This window comes from Stenotrophomonas sp. (assembly GCF_031995405.1).
GTDB lineage: Bacteria > Pseudomonadota > Gammaproteobacteria > Xanthomonadales > Xanthomonadaceae > Stenotrophomonas.
In genome coordinates this window covers 1-14761 of the sequence record NZ_DAMAGC010000106.1, presented here as the reverse complement: position 1 = coordinate 14761, position 14761 = coordinate 1, and the positions used below count along the sequence as shown (strand labels likewise).

Sequence of the window (14761 nt, the reverse complement as noted above, 5' to 3'; positions counted from 1 at the left end):
GAAACGAAGTCAGGTCAGAGCCTGCGTCGTTAGTGGCGAATCAACGTTGCGGCGGCTATCCTAACCCGTCGCCTCAGGGCGGCCCAACGCGTCCTGAGTTACCACCCCTGGAGAAAAGTTTGATGAAGTTGCGTTCTATCGCGGTCGCCGTCGCGGCCCTGGCCCTGACGGGCAATGCCTTCGCCCAGGACACCTCGTCCGAAAAGGGCAAGCTGAGCTATTACTTCGGTTACGACTACGGTAACAACCTGGCTGAACTCACCGCACGCGGCGAGCAGCTGGACATCAACTCGGTGGTGAAGGGCCTGCAGGATGCCTACGCCAAGAAGCAGCCGTCGATCACGGCCGAGCAGTTGAAGCCCGCCGTCGAAGCCTTCCAGAAGCGCGAGCAGGGCCGTGCCCAGGCCGCCAAGGCCGAGTACGAAAAGGCTGCCGCCGAGAACAAGACCAAGAGCACCCAGTTCCTGGCCACCAACAAGGCCAAGGCCGGCGTGCAGGCGCTGCCGAGCGGCGTGCAGTACCGCGTGATCGAAGCCGGCAAGGGCGCCAAGCCGACCCAGGCCAGCACCGTGCAGCTGGAAGTCGCCGGTCCGTATCCGTACGGCACCCGTCCGGCCGATGCCCGCCCGGCGCAGCAGATTCCGTCGATCAAGGTCAGCGAAGTCGAAATGAAGGCCATGCGCGAAGTGCTGCTGCAGATGCCGGCCGGCTCGAAGTGGGAAGTCACCCTGCCGCCGGAACAGGCCTACGGTGCCGACCCGCGTACCCCGTTCCCGCCGAACGTGGCCGTGCAGTTCGAAATCAAGCTGATCAGCGTCAAGTAAGTACAGCGTTACACCCCAGCGCGCCGGTAGTTTCTACCGGCGCGTTTTTGTTTCCGGCATAAACCGGCGTCGCCGCATCCGCGCCCAATCGCGTTACTGTTGCCCGGTGAATGCCTTCGAACATCCCACCCACGCCATACCCACGCCCTGCATCGGTCTGTGCGCACTGGATCGCGCCGGTTACTGCCAGGGCTGCCTGCGCAGCGTGGATGAAATCACCCGCTGGTCAACCATGAGCCGACACGAACACAACCACGTCATGCAGCACACGCTGCCGCTGCGCGAGCAGTTGCGGCAGGCATTGCGTGGCTCGCCGGTGGAACACGAGCGCTTGCTGCGTGCGCTGCATCCACTCGATCAACCGCCCACCGGCGACGGCTGGAACCGCAGCGAACTGAGCGACCTGCTGCCGCCCGGCCCGCCGGTCGAGGCGGCGGTCCTGGCCGGCATCGTGCCGCGTGCCGGGGGCGCACAGGTGATCCTCACCCGCCGCACCGAAACCCTGCGCCATCACGGCGGGCAGGTCGGGTTTCCCGGCGGGCGCACCGAGCCGGACGATCGCGATGCCGTGGCCGCGGCGCTGCGCGAAAGCCAGGAAGAAATCGCGCTGCCGCCCGAACAGGTACAGGTGCTGGGTTACCTGGATCCGTTCGTGACCATCACCGGCTACCGGGTGATGCCGGTGGTGGCGGTGATCGATCCGGCTTTCGTGGCGGTGCCGCAACCGGAGGAAGTAGCCGAGGTCTTCGAAGTGCCGCTGGCCTACCTGATGGAGCCGGCCAACCTGCACCAGATCGAGATCGAACACCGCGGGCGCATCCGCCACGTCCTCGAATATGGCTGGCCCGGCCAGCGCATCTGGGGCGCTACCGCCGCCATCCTCTACAACCTGCGTCGCCGCCTGGAGCAGACCGCATGAATGCCGCCATTCCCGCCTGGACCACCCTGGTCGATGTGGCCAGCCTCGACGACGTGCTGGGGCAGGACCACACCCGTGTGATCGACGCGCGCGCCACCGCCAGCACGGCGATCCGCGTGGTCGATGCGCGGTTCGCGCTGACAGATCCGCAGTCCGGCGCGCAGGCCTACGCGCAGGGGCATATTCCCGGTGCGCTGCATGCCGACCTCAACCGCGACCTGGCCGACATGGGCAAGGTCGGTCACGGGCGTCACCCGCTGCCGGACGAGGCCGCGTTCGCCGCCACGCTGGGCCGCTGGGGCATCACCGCCGATACCCAGGTGGTGGTCTACGACGCGGGTGACGGCAGCATGGCCGCCGCGCGCCTGTGGTGGCTGCTGCGCCTGATCGGGCACCGCCGGGTGGCGGTGCTCGACGGCGGTCTGGCCGCGTGGCAGGCCGCCGGCCTGGCAGTGACCACCGACCTTCCCGTCATCGCGCCCGTGCCGGCGTATCCGGGCCGGTTCGATCGCGACCAGATCGCCTCGGTCGGCGAAGTCGCCGCGCGTCTGAAACACGCACCGGGCTGGTTGCTCGACGCGCGCGCGGGCGAACGCTTCCGCGGCGAAGTGGAACCGCTGGACCCGGTCGCCGGGCATGTACCGGGCGCGGTCAATCGTCCGTTCGCGCTCAACGTGCATGACGGCCGCCTGCGCCCGGCGGCGGATCTGCGCGCGGCGCTGCAGCCGTTGATCGGTGCGCACCCGCCGGAGCAGGTGGTGTTGATGTGTGGCTCGGGCGTCACGGCGTGCCATCTGCTGCTGGCGATGGAAGTGGCGGGCCTGTCCGGCGCGCGCCTGTATGCCGATTCGTGGAGCGGCTGGGTCAGCGATTCCACCCGTCCGGTCGCGACCGGCGCCTGATCCCCGACACCGACCGCGGGTCGGCGTGGCCCGCGCTCAGCTGCGCAGTTCGCGCAGCGGCGCGGCCGCCAGCACGCGCGGCCAGGGAAACAACGGGCCGGGGTCGCGCTTGCGCGGCACGCGTCGTTCCGGATCATCGCTGGCCACTTCTTCGCGCGTATCCAGCCACTCGTGGCCGGCGATGTGCCGCAGGCCCGGCAGGGCATCGCACAGGTGCTGCAGCAGGTCGATCAGCGCGGCGATCTGCGCGTCGGTGTAGGGCTCGTCCATGGCCTGGTGGCGCGAGTCCAGCCAGTGCGGGTAGCGGCCGCGGTTGACCAGCTCGATGCCGATCGACCGCGGGTTGTAGCCGCTGACGTGGTGGGCCACGCGGTCCAGCGCCACGTACTGCACGATGCGGCCGTCGCGGTCGATGTAGAAGTGGCCGCTGTTGCCGCTGCCACTGGCGTACAGCACGCGCTCGCCGTACTCGCGCGCCATTGCCAGGTCCGGCAGTTCGGTGCAGTGGATCACCACCAGATCGACCTGTTCCGGCGCGCGCGCGGCCAGGTTCTCCTGGTAGGGCAGGGGCTGAAGCTCGATCAGGGGCGGGACGCGTTCGGGCATGCGCCGATGCTAGCATTCAGGGCATGACTGCCTACATCGAATCCTGCCCGGTGCGCGCATGAGCCGCGGCCACTGCATCCTTTCCCACGGCTTTGAAAGCGGCCCGGACGCCACCAAGGTGACCGCGCTGGCCGAGGTCGCCCAGCGCCTGGGCTGGACCCACGAACGCCCGGACTACACCGACCTGGACGCCATGCGCGAGGTCAGCAGCGTCGGTGACGTGCGTGCCCGCCTGCAGCGCCTGCTCGGGCGGGCCGCCACGGCGGCCGAGCGCGGCCCGGTGGTGCTGGCCGGCTCCAGCCTGGGCGCCTACATCGCGGCGATCGCCTCGTTGCAGGTGCCTACTGCCGGCCTGTTCCTGATGGTGCCGCCGACCACGATGGGCCCGATGCCGGCGCTGGACGCCGCCCGCGTGCCCACCAGCGTGGTCCACGCCTGGCACGACGAGCTGATTCCGCCGGCGCAGGTCATCGCCTGGGCACAGGCGCGCTCGGCGCGACTGCTGCTGGTGGATGACGGGCACCGGTTGAACAACCACGTGGCGGCCTCGGCGAAGGCGTTCGAGGAACTGCTGCTGTCGCTTTGAGGGCCGCGCGGGCGAACGCCCCAGGCAGGAGCGGGGCGCCGGCCCGCGGGCGGCACGCCCCCACTGGCGCCGACCGGGCGTTCCCGGCCGCCTCACGTACAATGCCCGTCCCGGCCCTCGCGCCGGACTGCTTGCCGTGCCCGTGGGCACCCCCTTTCCGCTGACCTGCGATACCGATTCCGTGAAATTCTTTGTTTCCTGCGCCAAGGGCCTGGAGTACCTGCTCGCCGACGAACTGCTGGCGCTTGGCCTGGAGAAGGCCACCGCCACCATTTCCGGTGTGAATGCCGAGGGCGAGCTGCCGCAGGCGCTGCAGGTCGTGCTGTGGTCGCGCCTGGCCAGCCGGGTGCTATGGCCGCTGACCGAGTTCGACTGCCCCGACGAAGGCTCGCTGTACCAGGGCGTGGCGGCGATGGCGTGGGAAAAGCACATCAGCCCCGAGCTGACCCTGTCGGTGGACGCGCACGTGTCCGGTACCGAGATCACCCATGCGCGGTTCGCCGCGCAGCGGGTCAAGGACGGCGTGGTCGACAGCCTGCGCTCGCAGGGATTGGAGCGCCCGTCGGTGAACACCGAGTTCCCGGACGTGCGCATCAACCTGTCGCTGCGCAAGGGCCGGGCCACCATCTCCATCGACCTGGGCGGTGGCCCGATGCACCGCCGTGGCTGGCGCATGGCGCAGAACGAAGCGCCGCTGAAGGAAAACCTGGCCGCAGCCGTGCTGCTGCGTGCCAACTGGCCGAAGATCCACCGCGAAGGCGGCGGCCTGCTGGACCCGATGTGCGGCAGCGGCACGCTGCTGATCGAAGGCGCGCTGATGGCCGCCGACGTCGCCCCGGGCCTGCAGCGCCATGGCAGCATTCCGCCGAGCCGCTGGCTGGGCTTCGACCGCGATGCCTGGAACACCCTGATGGCCGAAGCGCGCGAGCGCGAGACCGCCGGCCGCACCGCGCTCAAGCAGGTCATCCACGGCAGCGACATCGACCCGCATGCGATCCGCGCGGCCAAGGAAAACGCCGAAACCGCCGGCGTCGCCCACGCGATCTGGTTCGGCGTGCGTGACATCACCGATGTGCAGGTGCCGCCGCAGGAAACCGGCTGCGTGGTCTGCAACCCGCCCTACGACGAGCGCCTGGCCGCCGACGCGGTGCTGTACCGCCGGCTGGGCGATGCGCTCAAGCGCGCGGTGCCGCAGTGGCGCGCCAGCCTGCTGTGCGGCAGCGCCGACCTGGCGTTCGCCACCGGCCTGCGCGCCAGCAAGAAATACCAGCTGTTCAATGGCGCCATCGAATGCGCGCTGATCGTCTGCGACCCGATCGCCGTGCCGCAGCGCGAGAACGCCGGCCAGCCGCGTGAGCTCAGCGAAGGCGCGCAGATGGTGGCCAACCGCCTGCGCAAGAACATCAAGAAGTTCAAGAACTGGCGCGCCCGCGAGGCCATCACCTGCTACCGCGTCTACGACGCCGACCTGCCCGAGTACGCGGCAGCCATCGACGTGTATGAGGAAGATGCCGGCGCAGGCCGCACCTTCCTGCACGTGCAGGAATACGCCGCCCCGGCGACCATCCCCGACGTGGACGTGCGCCGCCGTCGCAACGAGCTGCTGTCGGCCGCGCGCGAGGTGTTCCAGGTGCCGGCCGAGCAGGTCGCGCTGAAGTCGCGCGAACGCGGCAAGGGCGGCAGCAAGTACGGTCGTTTCGAACAGCGCGGCGAGTTCGTGCTGGTCCGCGAGAACGATGCGCTGCTGCGCGTGAACCTGTTCGACTACCTCGACACCGGCCTGTTCCTGGACCATCGCCCGCTGCGCTGGCACATGGCCCAGGAGGCGATCGGCAAGCGCTTCCTCAACCTGTTCTGCTACACCGGCGTGGCCAGCGTGCAGGCCGCGGTGGCCGGTGCCGCCTCGACCACCAGCGTGGACCTCTCCGGTACCTACCTGCAGTGGTGTGCCGACAACCTGGCACTCAACGGCAAGGGCGGCAGCGCGCACCAGCTGATCCAGGCCGATGCACTGGCCTGGCTGGAAGCCGAACGGCATCGCTTCGATGTGATCTTCTGCGATCCGCCGACCTTCTCCAATTCCGCGCGTGCCGAAGATTTCGACGTGCAGCGCGAGCACGTGCGCCTGCTGCGTGCGGCCGTGGCGCGGTTGAGTCCGGAGGGCGTGCTGTACTTCTCCAACAACTTCCGCCGCTTCAAGCTGGACGAAGAGGCGATCAAGGAATTCGCCGAGTGCAAGGAGATCTCCGCCGACACCATCGGCGAGGATTTCGAACGCAATCCGCGCATCCATCGCGCCTGGGAACTGCGCCGCTACGGCGCATGATGGACGGCGCCGCCATGGACGACAGCGCCCTCCACGCCGACGGACTCGTGCTGCGTCCTTTCGAGGATGCCGATGCCGCCGGTTTCGCCGCGGCGGTGCGCGAATCGGCCGCCGGCATGCAGCGCTGGATGCCATGGTGCTCGGTCGATTACAGCGCCGAGCAGGCGTTGCAGTGGTTCCAGGCGTGCCGCGATGGCCTGCGGGCGGCGACGGCGTGCGAGTACGGTGTCTTCGACCAGCGCACGGCCGGGTTCGTGGGCGGCGCCGGATTGAACGCGATCCGGCACGATCATCGCTTCTGCAACCTGGGCTACTGGGTGAGGCAGTCACGGCAGGGCGAGGGCATCGCCACGCGCGTGGTGCAGGCACTGGCGGCCCAGGCGTTCGGGCCGCTGCAGCTGCAGCGGGTGGAAATCGTCGTGGCGGTGGGCAATCTGGCCAGCGAACGGGTGGCGGTGAAGTCCGGGGCGCTGCGCGAAGGCGTGGCACGCAACCGGCTGGTCGTCGACGACCGCCCCGCGCCGGCGCACGTCTTCTCCCTGGTGCCCTGACCACGTAACCCCATTGCGTCGGGCACAGCCCGGCACTACGTGAAGATCCGTGATCCGTCACACCTGCCCGGCGGCCAGGTGACCCGTAGAGCCGACCGTTGGTCGGCTGCTGTCCCCGCAACACCGATCACCAGCCCCAGCCCGGCACGACGCGTCAGCGCGCGACCACCGCCACCACCAACCCCACCACTGGCAGCACCCACGCCAGCGGTGCGATCCAGCGCGGCCGGAACGGGTACAGCCCGAAGGCGATCAGCATGCCGCTGATCGTCATCGCGCCCAGCCACAGCACCGGGCCGGCGGCCCAGCCGTGGTCCCACACGCACAGTGCGAACGCCAGCGTCAGCAATGCCCAGCCCAGCCAGCGCCACAGGCGCATACGGGCAGGCGTGGCCGCCGCCTTGCCGTGCAGGTCGAGCTGGTGCTTGTCCATCGCCAGCGACAGCGCAGTGAACGCGGAGAAGCTCACGGTGATCGCCAGCAGCATCATGCGCTGACCTCCGCGCCCGCGCTTTCCTGGGCCTTGGCTGCCGCCGCCGCAGCGGCCTGGCGCTTTTTCTTCTCGGCCGCGCTCAGCGCCGGCTGCCAGCGCTGCATGCGCAGGCCGCAGTACGCCAGCATCGCACCGAAGGCCAGCATCATCAGGTCGAACCCGGCCAGCACCCAGTCACCGTTGCGCAGGGTCACCCCCAGATGCGCCTGCGTGGTGAACGCATTGAGCACCGGAATCAGCGCGAACAGCGCCGCACCCAGGTACAGCTGCCATGCCCACATCAACCGCCTGGGCCAGATGAAGGCGGCAAGCAGCGCCGCGCCCCACGCGTAGAAGAACACGTTGGCTTCGGCGTCGGAACGCTCGGCCAGCTGCACCGGCAGCAGACGGTTGCCCCAGAAATAGGCGGCAAACGCGATCGGCAAGCCAGCCACCGCGCCGATGTTGAGCGCATCGACCAGGCGCAGGCCGAAGCCGATCTTCCCGGACTTGGCATGCTTGGGCCGTTCCTTCACCGCCCACAGCACCACGCCGCTGGCCACCATCAGGCAGCCGATCAGCCCGGACACGAAGAACAGCGCGCGCAGACCCCAATCGGCGAAGCGCGCCAGGTGCAGGCCATACATCACCCCGCGGGTCTGGGTGGCGCCGCCGGACAGCGGGCTGGCCTCGATCAGCGTTCCGCGCACCGCGTCATAGCGCAGCGACGGGGTATCCACCGACAGGCGCTTGCCGTCGCGCTGGTACACATCGATCACCGCATTGGCGCCGCCGGGGTGGTACAGGGTGAACCCGCTGACCTGCGCGCCCTTCCATTCCGCACGCGCAGCGTCCAGCAGCTGCTGGATCGGCAGCGCGGTGGCGGCGCCTTCGGTCGGGGTGTCGATGTCGGCCAGGCGCGCGAAGGCCTCGCTGAAGAACGCATCCTCATCCTTGGGATAAGCCACGTTCACGCCCCACGGCAGGTACATGAACATCAGCGTGACGATGCCGGTGTAGGTGATCATCGCGTGGTAGGGCAGGGCCATCACCGCGCTGACGTTGTGGAAATCCAGCCACGAGCGCAGGCCCTTGTCCTTGCGGAAGGTGAAGAAGTCCTTGAAGATTTTCTTGTGCGTGATCACCCCGGTGATGATCGCCACCAGCATGAACATCGCGCAGAACCCGACCAGGTAGCGCGCCCACAGCACCGGGATGTAATGCAGGTCGAAGTGCAGCCGGTAGAAGAAATCGCCCCCCCGGGTTTCGCGCGCGGCCACTTCCTCACCGGTGCCCGGGTCGACGGTGGCATCGCCGAAGCGACCCCCACCCCGGCGGCGGCGTTTCTCGCCCTCGGCCGGTGGCTTGACCATCGATTCGGGATTGCGCCAGAACATCCGCATCGCCGGGTTGCGCGGGTCGGGCAGGGTGACGTTCCAGCTCTCGGCCTGTGGCGCCTTGTGCTGCAGGAAGGCGATCGCGCGCGCGGCGGCGACCTCGGTGGTCACCGTGCTGCGCGGCAGTTCCGGGCGCATCCAGCGGCTGATTTCTTCGCGGTAGTAGCTGGCGGTGCCCGCCATGAAGATCAACAGCAGCAGCCAGCCCACCAGCAGGCCGGTCCAGGTGTGCAGCCAGGCCATCGACTGGCGGAATCCGTTCTTCATGCGCTGGTCCTCAGCAGGGCGGTGCCGATCCAGAAGGCGGCGGTGGGCAGGGCGATGCCCACCCAGGCGCGCAGCGCGGTGCGGGTGGCGAAGGCCCACAGTGCGGCGCAGGCGCACAGCACGATGGCCACCATCATGCCGGTCAGTACCGCCTGCCCGCGCGCGATGGGCAGGGCCACGGCGAAGAACATCGAACAGGTCGCCGCCAGCGCATAGCCACCGAAGATGGCGGCCAGCGAGCGCGACAGCACTCCCAACCAGGGGCGGGCGAAGAAACTTCCGAAACGGCTGAACCAGCTGGCGTCAGGCGTGCTGTCCACGGGAACCTGCAATGTAGAGTCGATCAACGGACATCACCGGCCGCGGCCGGTGATGCATGGAATGGTGGCCGTCCGTGGCCGTGTCGCTGCACAGGGCAACGTTCCCTTGGAGAACGGTTACAGCGTCCAGCGCAGGGTCGCCATCACGTTGCGCGGCTCGCCCCAGTACACGCCGTTGTAGAAACCGACGTTGCTGTAGTACTTCTTGTCGAGCAGGTTGTTGATGTTGAGCTGCGCCGAAAAATTCGGGGTGAATCGATAGCCGGCGAACACGTTGACCAGGTAGAACGCGTCCTGGGTGATCAGCGCCGATTCGGTGCGGCCGCTGCTGAGGTAATCGGCGCGGGGCTTGCTGCTGTTGCGGTAGATCCTGCTCTGCCAGGTCACCCCGCCGCCCAGCGACAGCCGGTTTCCGGCGCCGACCGGACGCCAGCTGGTGTTGAGGCGGAAGGTGTCCACCGGGTTGGTGGTGTTCTGTGCCACGCCGGCCTGGTTGCGCACGGTGGTATGGGCAAAACCACCGGAGATGTTCCAGGTCTCGGTGAGGCTGCCCTGGGTTTCCAGCTCCCAGCCCTTGACCTTGTTGCCCTTGCCGGTGGAGCGGTAGGCATCGGTGCCATCGGGCAACGCACCCGGCGGTACCGAATCGTCCACCTCGGCCACGTTGTCCTTCTCGCCCTTGAAGATCGCGGCCGACGCATTGAGGCGACCGCCGAAGAACTCGCCCTTCAGGCCGGCTTCCCACATGTCGCCGACCACCGGCTCGAGGTAATCGTTGTTGCGGTCGCGGTAGTTCTGCGGCTGGAAGATGTCGGTGTAGCTGACGTACGCGCTGAGATCGCGGCTGACGTCGTAGATCACGCCGAGGTAGGGCGTGAGCGAATCGTCGGGCTTGTAGCCGCCGCGGGTGGTGCCGGTGAGCGTGCCGGCCGCGTCATGGGTGTAGGCCCAGGTGCGGGTTTCCCAGCTGCCGTAACGCGCACCGACCACCGCCAGCAGCGGGTCGGCCAGCTGCAGGCGCGCTGCCAGGTAGGCGGCCTTCTGCTTCAGTTCGTTTTCCGAAGACAGCCAGTCGTAGCGGGTCACCGGCAGCGGGACGACATCGCCGGTCCAATGCCGCCAGTCCGGGACCTGGGCGTAGGCGCCGGTGTAGTCGTAGTCGGCGGCGGGCACTTCGCCCTTGCGCACCGACTGGCCGATGCCGACCACCAGCTCATGCTCGCGGCCGAACAGCTGGAACGGGCCGCTGGCATTGAGGTCGAACACGTTCATCTGGCTGCGCTCGGCGAAGTGCGAGATGAAGCCGGACACGCCGGTGCCGTCCGCGCGCGGATAGCCCGAGGCGCCGTACCACACGTCGCCATCGGTATCGCGTTTGGCCTGGGTGGCGGCCGCCTTGAGCGACCAGCCGTTGCCCAGCTGCTGTTCCAGCCGGGCGAAGGTGGTCTTCTCCACGATCGGCCAGCTGCTCCATGTAGCCGACAGGTTGGTCGAGCGCGGCAGGTTGGCCGGTTTGCCGTCGGCGCCCCAGTACGGCACCACGCCCCAGGTGACGCCGGTGGTCCTGGGCGACTGGTAGTCATAGCCCACTTCCAGCAGGGTACGGTCGCCGAGGTCGGCCTGGACGATGCCGTAGAACACGTCCTTGTCCAGCGCGTAGACATCGCGGAACGAATCGCTCTGCTGCTTGGCGGCGACGAAACGCGCACGCACGCGCCCATCCAGGGCGATCGGGCCGCCGATGTCCGCTTCCAGACGCTGGTTGCCCCAACGGCCCACGGTGAGCCCGGCGCTCATCGCCACGTCGTTGGTGGGGCGTTTGCGCACCATGTTGATCGTGCCCGAGGGGTCGCCGGCGCCGGTGGTCAGGCCGGTGGCGCCGCGCACCACTTCGATGCGGTCGTGAATCACGCTGTCGGTGTTGGTCTTGAGCGACCCGCCGAACGTGTTGAGCATGCCGTCGATCTGGAAGTTGTTGATGGCATAGCCGCGCGAGATGTAACTGATGCGCTCGCTGTCGGTGACCGACACGTGCACGCCGGTGACCTGGCCCATCACGTCCGACAGCGCGTACAGGCCCATGTCATCCAGGCGCTGGCGGGTGACCACCGTGACCGACTGCGGGGTGTGGCGCAGCGACAGGTCCAGCTTGGTCGCGGTGCGCGCCTGCTTGACCGTGTACGAGGTGGGGATATCGCCGTCGGCGGTGACCTTGACCGTGTCCAGCGTGGTGGCGTCGGCCGGCGCGGCGTCCGCCAGCGCCCTGGGTGCATGCCCGGCAAGCGCGGCGAGCAGGGCAAGGGCGAGCAGCGACGGGCGGGACAGCGGCGAGGCAGGTGCAGCAGACATGGCAGGCATTCCAAAGGGGTGAAGTGGCGTCAAGCAATCCATTGCGGGCCGCGCCGGGCGCGACGCCACGTTGCCGGCGGCACGACCGGCAGGTACGGAAATCCACGCAGGCGATGTACGCGGGGCGCAGGCGGCGATGCACGGCGTGCGGCGTCGTAGCCGATAGGCTGGGCGTACAGCGAATGCGTGAATGATAGTCATTATCATTTCGTTCGGCAAGCATCCTGCATGGGTTCGACACGCCGGCGTGGCCATACTGGCGTCCCCACATACAGCAGGAAAATCGATGAGCGATCCGGTGGTGCTGCCTGCAATCGACGGGCGCTCGCCTGCGCAACTGGCCGGCGACGAGGACTGGTGGGCGCAGATGCGCGCGCTGTACGACCTCACCGACGAGGTGGTGATGCTGGACAACGGCTACTGGGGGGCGATGGCGCGCCCGGTGCTGCAGGCCTACCAGCAGGCCACCGCCACGGTGAATGCCGGCAACGCCTGGTTCGGCCGGCTGGCGTTCCCGCCGTTGTTCGAACAGGCGCGGGCCCAGCTGGCGCAGGCGCTGGGCGTGGACACCGACGAAATCGCGTTGACCCGGGGCGCCACCGAGGCGATGCAGGCCCTGATCGGCGGCTACAACCGGCTGGCCCCGGGCGACGGCGTGCTGTATGCCGACACCGACTACGACAGCATGATCAGCGCGATGCAGTGGCTGCACGCGCGACGTGGGGTGGACGTGCAGCGCATCGTGCTGCCCGAGCCGTTCGACCACGATGGCATCGTGGACACCTACCGGCAGGCGCTGGCCCGCCATCCGCGCACGCGCCTGCTGCTGCTCACCCAGGTCAACCACCGCAACGGCATGTTGCTGCCGGTAGCCGAGATCGCCGCGCTGGCGCGTGCCGCCGGGGTGGAGGTGGTACTCGATGCCGCCCACGGCATCGGCCAGGTCGACACGCCGCTGCGCGAGCTGGGCGTGGATTTCGTCGGCATCAACCTGCACAAGTGGATCGGCGCCCCGGTCGGGGTCGGCGCGATCTACGTGCGGCGTGGTCGCGTGCGCGACCTGGATCCGTACATGGGCGAGACCGACCACGACGACATCGGCACCCGCATCCACACCGGCACGGTCAATTTCGCCGCGTACATGGCCCTGCCGGTGGCGCTCGCGCTGCACCAGCGGATCGGCGTGGCCAACAAGCGCGCGCGGCTGCTGCATCTGCGCAACCGCTGGCTGGACGCATTGCGCGATGACGCGCGGGTGCAACTGCTGGCGTCGGCCGACCCGCGCCTGTCCAGCGCCATCGCCTCGTTCCGGCTGCACGGCCAGACCACGATGGCCGACAACACCGCCAGCGCCGAGCGCATGGTCCGGCAATCCGGCGTGTTCGTGGTGCCGCGCGACGGTCTGGCGTCCGGCGCATGCCTGCGCGTGACCCCGGGGATCTTCACCACTCCGGCGCAGGTGGATGCGCTGGTCGGGGCGGTGCGGGCGGTTATCGCTTAGCGCACGCCTTCTTGATCTCATCCTCGATGCGCGACGGGGCGGGGCGGCCGAAGGCCTCGCCCATCGCGCGGCGCAGGCGCAGGTCCTGGCACTGTTCCGGATCGACCGAGCCGTCGATCACCGTGCCACGCACCGCCGGTTGGCCGCGGCCTGCATCGGCCTGCATGCGGCGGCGCGCGTCATACAGCTCGCGCTGGGCGCGGGTGCGTTCTTCCCAGCTGAGGTTGGGGTCTTTGGTGATCGGCCGGGTCACGCCGGTGTCCTGCTCGGGCGGGCAAGGCACGGTCTGGTAGATGGTCTGGCCGCCGGCCGCGCATTTGTACACGCGCCCGGCATGGGCGCTGCTGGCCAGCGCGCACAGCGCCAGCGTCACGATGATCCGTCGCATCATTCCCCCTGTGGGCCACTCCAGCCCGGAATGCGCGGCAGAATACGCGAACCATTTCACAAAAACACCCGGTCAAATCGTCAACCGGGCGGCCGCTGCTACCAGTGCATCCACACCGTCACGGCGTGCAACAGCAGGCCGATCAGGCCGCCGACCAGGGTGCCGTTGAAGCGGATGAACTGCAGGTCGCGGCCGACGCTCAGCTCCAGCTGTTCGACCAGGTGGCGCTCGTCCCAGCCCTTGACGGTCTGCGCGATGTGCTGGGTGACGCCCTCGCGCAACCGGCTGGTGAGGCGTTCGGCGCCGTCCATCAGGTGCTGGTTGAGGGCCTCGCGCAGCGAAGGATCGTCCTGCAGCGCCTGGCCGACCGAGGCCAGGCTGCGGCGCAGGTGACCGGCCAGCGCCGAGTCTTCGCTGGACAGGTCCGCGCGCAGGCTGGCGTGGATGCGTTCCCACAGCCCCTGCACGTACTCCTGCACGGCCGGGTGGTCGATCACCTGCTGCTTGATCTGGTCGATCTTCCCGGCCAACGCCGGATCGCTGCGCAGGCGCTGGATGTAGTCGGCCAGCCAGGCCTCATAGTCGCGGCGCAGTGGGTGCTCGGGCTGGGCGAGGATCTGCTGCAGCTCATCCAGCACCGCATGCGCCATGCGTTCGGCCAGGCTGTCGCCGATCTCGTCGATCGGCTTGACCCAGTTGACCGTGCTGGCCAGCTTGGGCCATTCGCGCTGCAGGTAGCGCACGATCAGGTGGGAGGCGCGTTGCTTGACCGCCGGGTTGTCCAGCCATTCGCTGACGCGGGTCAGGCCTTCGTCCAGCACCCGCTGGTGGCGGTTGTCGGCGGTGAGCAGGCCGAGCAGTTCGCCGGCGGTGGCCGCGGCGTTCCATTGCCGCAGCTGCTGGATCACAAAGCCCTGGATGCTGCGCCGGACGGCGGCCTCATCGAGAAAATCCAGGGCCTGCAATGCCCAGCCGCGCGCCATGTCGGCCAGCAGCCGCGAGCGCGCCGGATCGGCCAGCCAACTGCCCAGCCGGCTGGCCGGGTCGAACACCTGCAACCGCGCCAGCAGCGCGTTGGGCTCCAGGAACTGGTCGCGTACGAACACCGCCAGGCTGTCGGCGATGCGCTCCTTGCTATGCGGAATGATCGCCGTGTGCGGGATCGGCAGGCCGAGCGGGCGACGGAACAAGGCCACCACCGCGAACCAGTCGGCCAGCGCGCCCACCGCGGCGGCCTCGCAGAACGCCGAGACCCAGGCCCAGATGCCGCGTTCGCCTTGCCAATGGCTGATCACGAAGCCGGCCAGCATCGCCACCAGCATGACCAGGGCGATCAGTTTGAGGCGGCGCAGC

14 protein-coding genes are annotated in these 14761 nt (G+C 68.7%); 7 read left to right on the top strand and 7 right to left on the bottom strand.

The genetic code is table 11. From position 1 onward, the window contains the following. Nucleotides 1-122 precede the first annotated feature (122 nt). The 3 genes from RTO53_RS15730 to RTO53_RS15720 all read left to right on the top strand — a co-directional run bounded on the left by RTO53_RS15730 (nt 123) and on the right by RTO53_RS15720 (nt 2645). Nucleotides 123-824, top strand: coding sequence for an FKBP-type peptidyl-prolyl cis-trans isomerase N-terminal domain-containing protein (locus RTO53_RS15730; protein ID WP_256777278.1), 702 nt, complete (start codon nt 123-125; stop codon nt 822-824). Between the two features lie 106 nt (nt 825-930). Next, nucleotides 931-1743 carry a CoA pyrophosphatase gene (locus RTO53_RS15725; RefSeq protein WP_312238681.1) on the top strand — a complete coding sequence of 271 codons (813 nt, stop codon included), beginning with the start codon at nt 931-933 and terminating at the stop codon, nt 1741-1743. Further along, entirely contained in the window at nt 1740-2645 is a 906-nt protein-coding gene (locus RTO53_RS15720; protein ID WP_312238680.1) for a sulfurtransferase, read from the top strand. The genes RTO53_RS15725 and RTO53_RS15720 overlap by 4 nt, the downstream gene beginning before the upstream one ends. Before the next feature lie 36 nt (nt 2646-2681). Here the strand turns inward: RTO53_RS15720 and RTO53_RS15715 are convergent, their stop codons facing one another. Then, nucleotides 2682-3251: an N-acetylmuramoyl-L-alanine amidase gene (locus tag RTO53_RS15715; RefSeq protein ID WP_312238679.1), complete on the bottom strand. Its 570-nt coding sequence runs from the start codon at nt 3249-3251 to the stop codon at nt 2682-2684. Nucleotides 3252-3309: 58 nt separating this feature from the next. Between RTO53_RS15715 and RTO53_RS15710 the strand changes: the two genes are divergently transcribed. The 3 genes from RTO53_RS15710 (at nt 3310) to RTO53_RS15700 (ending at nt 6714) form a co-directional block, all read left to right on the top strand. After that, a complete protein-coding gene (locus RTO53_RS15710) occupies nt 3310-3837 on the top strand; it encodes a hypothetical protein (RefSeq protein ID WP_312238678.1) in 528 nt (175 codons plus the stop codon). Nucleotides 3838-4018: 181 nt separating this feature from the next. Beyond that, the gene (gene rlmKL, locus RTO53_RS15705; protein ID WP_312238677.1) at nt 4019-6163 is read left to right on the top strand and encodes a bifunctional 23S rRNA (guanine(2069)-N(7))-methyltransferase RlmK/23S rRNA (guanine(2445)-N(2))-methyltransferase RlmL; all 2145 of its coding nucleotides are present in this window, start codon (nt 4019-4021) and stop codon (nt 6161-6163) included. Between the two features lie 14 nt (nt 6164-6177). Beyond that, nucleotides 6178-6714 (top strand): GNAT family protein, encoded by a 537-nt coding sequence (locus RTO53_RS15700; protein WP_312238676.1) that lies wholly within the window; start codon nt 6178-6180, stop codon nt 6712-6714. A gap of 154 nt (nt 6715-6868) precedes the next feature. Here the strand turns inward: RTO53_RS15700 and RTO53_RS15695 are convergent, their stop codons facing one another. The 4 genes from RTO53_RS15695 to RTO53_RS15680 form a co-directional block, all read right to left on the bottom strand. Then, nucleotides 6869-7204, bottom strand: a complete 336-nt coding sequence (locus RTO53_RS15695; RefSeq protein ID WP_312238675.1) for a DUF3325 domain-containing protein — start codon at nt 7202-7204, stop codon at nt 6869-6871. Beyond that, nucleotides 7201-8850 carry a PepSY-associated TM helix domain-containing protein gene (locus RTO53_RS15690; RefSeq protein ID WP_312238674.1) on the bottom strand — a complete coding sequence of 550 codons (1650 nt, stop codon included), beginning with the start codon at nt 8848-8850 and terminating at the stop codon, nt 7201-7203. The genes RTO53_RS15695 and RTO53_RS15690 overlap by 4 nt, the downstream gene beginning before the upstream one ends. After that, a complete protein-coding gene (locus tag RTO53_RS15685) occupies nt 8847-9170 on the bottom strand; it encodes a DUF3649 domain-containing protein (protein WP_312238673.1) in 324 nt (107 codons plus the stop codon). The genes RTO53_RS15690 and RTO53_RS15685 overlap by 4 nt, the downstream gene beginning before the upstream one ends. Before the next feature lie 117 nt (nt 9171-9287). Beyond that, entirely contained in the window at nt 9288-11519 is a 2232-nt protein-coding gene (locus tag RTO53_RS15680) for a TonB-dependent siderophore receptor (protein WP_312238672.1), read from the bottom strand. A 286-nt stretch (nt 11520-11805) separates the two neighbouring features. Here RTO53_RS15680 and RTO53_RS15675 point away from each other — a divergent pair, with 286 nt between their 5' ends. Further along, nucleotides 11806-13020 carry an aminotransferase class V-fold PLP-dependent enzyme gene (locus RTO53_RS15675; RefSeq protein ID WP_312238671.1) on the top strand — a complete coding sequence of 405 codons (1215 nt, stop codon included), beginning with the start codon at nt 11806-11808 and terminating at the stop codon, nt 13018-13020. Here the strand turns inward: RTO53_RS15675 and RTO53_RS15670 are convergent. Continuing rightward, nucleotides 13010-13408 (bottom strand): DUF4124 domain-containing protein, encoded by a 399-nt coding sequence (locus RTO53_RS15670; RefSeq protein ID WP_312238670.1) that lies wholly within the window; start codon nt 13406-13408, stop codon nt 13010-13012. The genes RTO53_RS15675 and RTO53_RS15670 overlap by 11 nt on opposite strands. A 98-nt stretch (nt 13409-13506) precedes the next feature. Further along, nucleotides 13507-14760, bottom strand: coding sequence for a DUF445 family protein (locus RTO53_RS15665; protein ID WP_312238669.1), 1254 nt, complete (start codon nt 14758-14760; stop codon nt 13507-13509). Nucleotide 14761 lies beyond the last annotated feature (1 nt).

Coding starts and splice junctions, on each gene's coding strand:
- RTO53_RS15715 (WP_312238679.1), bottom strand. CDS start 3,251: ATGCCCGAACGCGTCCCGCCCCTGATCGAGCTTCAGCCCCTGCCCTAC.
- RTO53_RS15690 (WP_312238674.1), bottom strand. CDS start 8,850: ATGAAGAACGGATTCCGCCAGTCGATGGCCTGGCTGCACACCTGGACC.
- RTO53_RS15730 (WP_256777278.1), top strand. CDS start 123: ATGAAGTTGCGTTCTATCGCGGTCGCCGTCGCGGCCCTGGCCCTGACG.
- RTO53_RS15675 (WP_312238671.1), top strand. CDS start 11,806: ATGAGCGATCCGGTGGTGCTGCCTGCAATCGACGGGCGCTCGCCTGCG.
- RTO53_RS15720 (WP_312238680.1), top strand. CDS start 1,740: ATGAATGCCGCCATTCCCGCCTGGACCACCCTGGTCGATGTGGCCAGC.
- RTO53_RS15700 (WP_312238676.1), top strand. CDS start 6,178: ATGGACGACAGCGCCCTCCACGCCGACGGACTCGTGCTGCGTCCTTTC.
- RTO53_RS15710 (WP_312238678.1), top strand. CDS start 3,310: ATGAGCCGCGGCCACTGCATCCTTTCCCACGGCTTTGAAAGCGGCCCG.
- RTO53_RS15695 (WP_312238675.1), bottom strand. CDS start 7,204: ATGATGCTGCTGGCGATCACCGTGAGCTTCTCCGCGTTCACTGCGCTG.
- RTO53_RS15670 (WP_312238670.1), bottom strand. CDS start 13,408: ATGCGACGGATCATCGTGACGCTGGCGCTGTGCGCGCTGGCCAGCAGC.
- RTO53_RS15680 (WP_312238672.1), bottom strand. CDS start 11,519: ATGTCTGCTGCACCTGCCTCGCCGCTGTCCCGCCCGTCGCTGCTCGCC.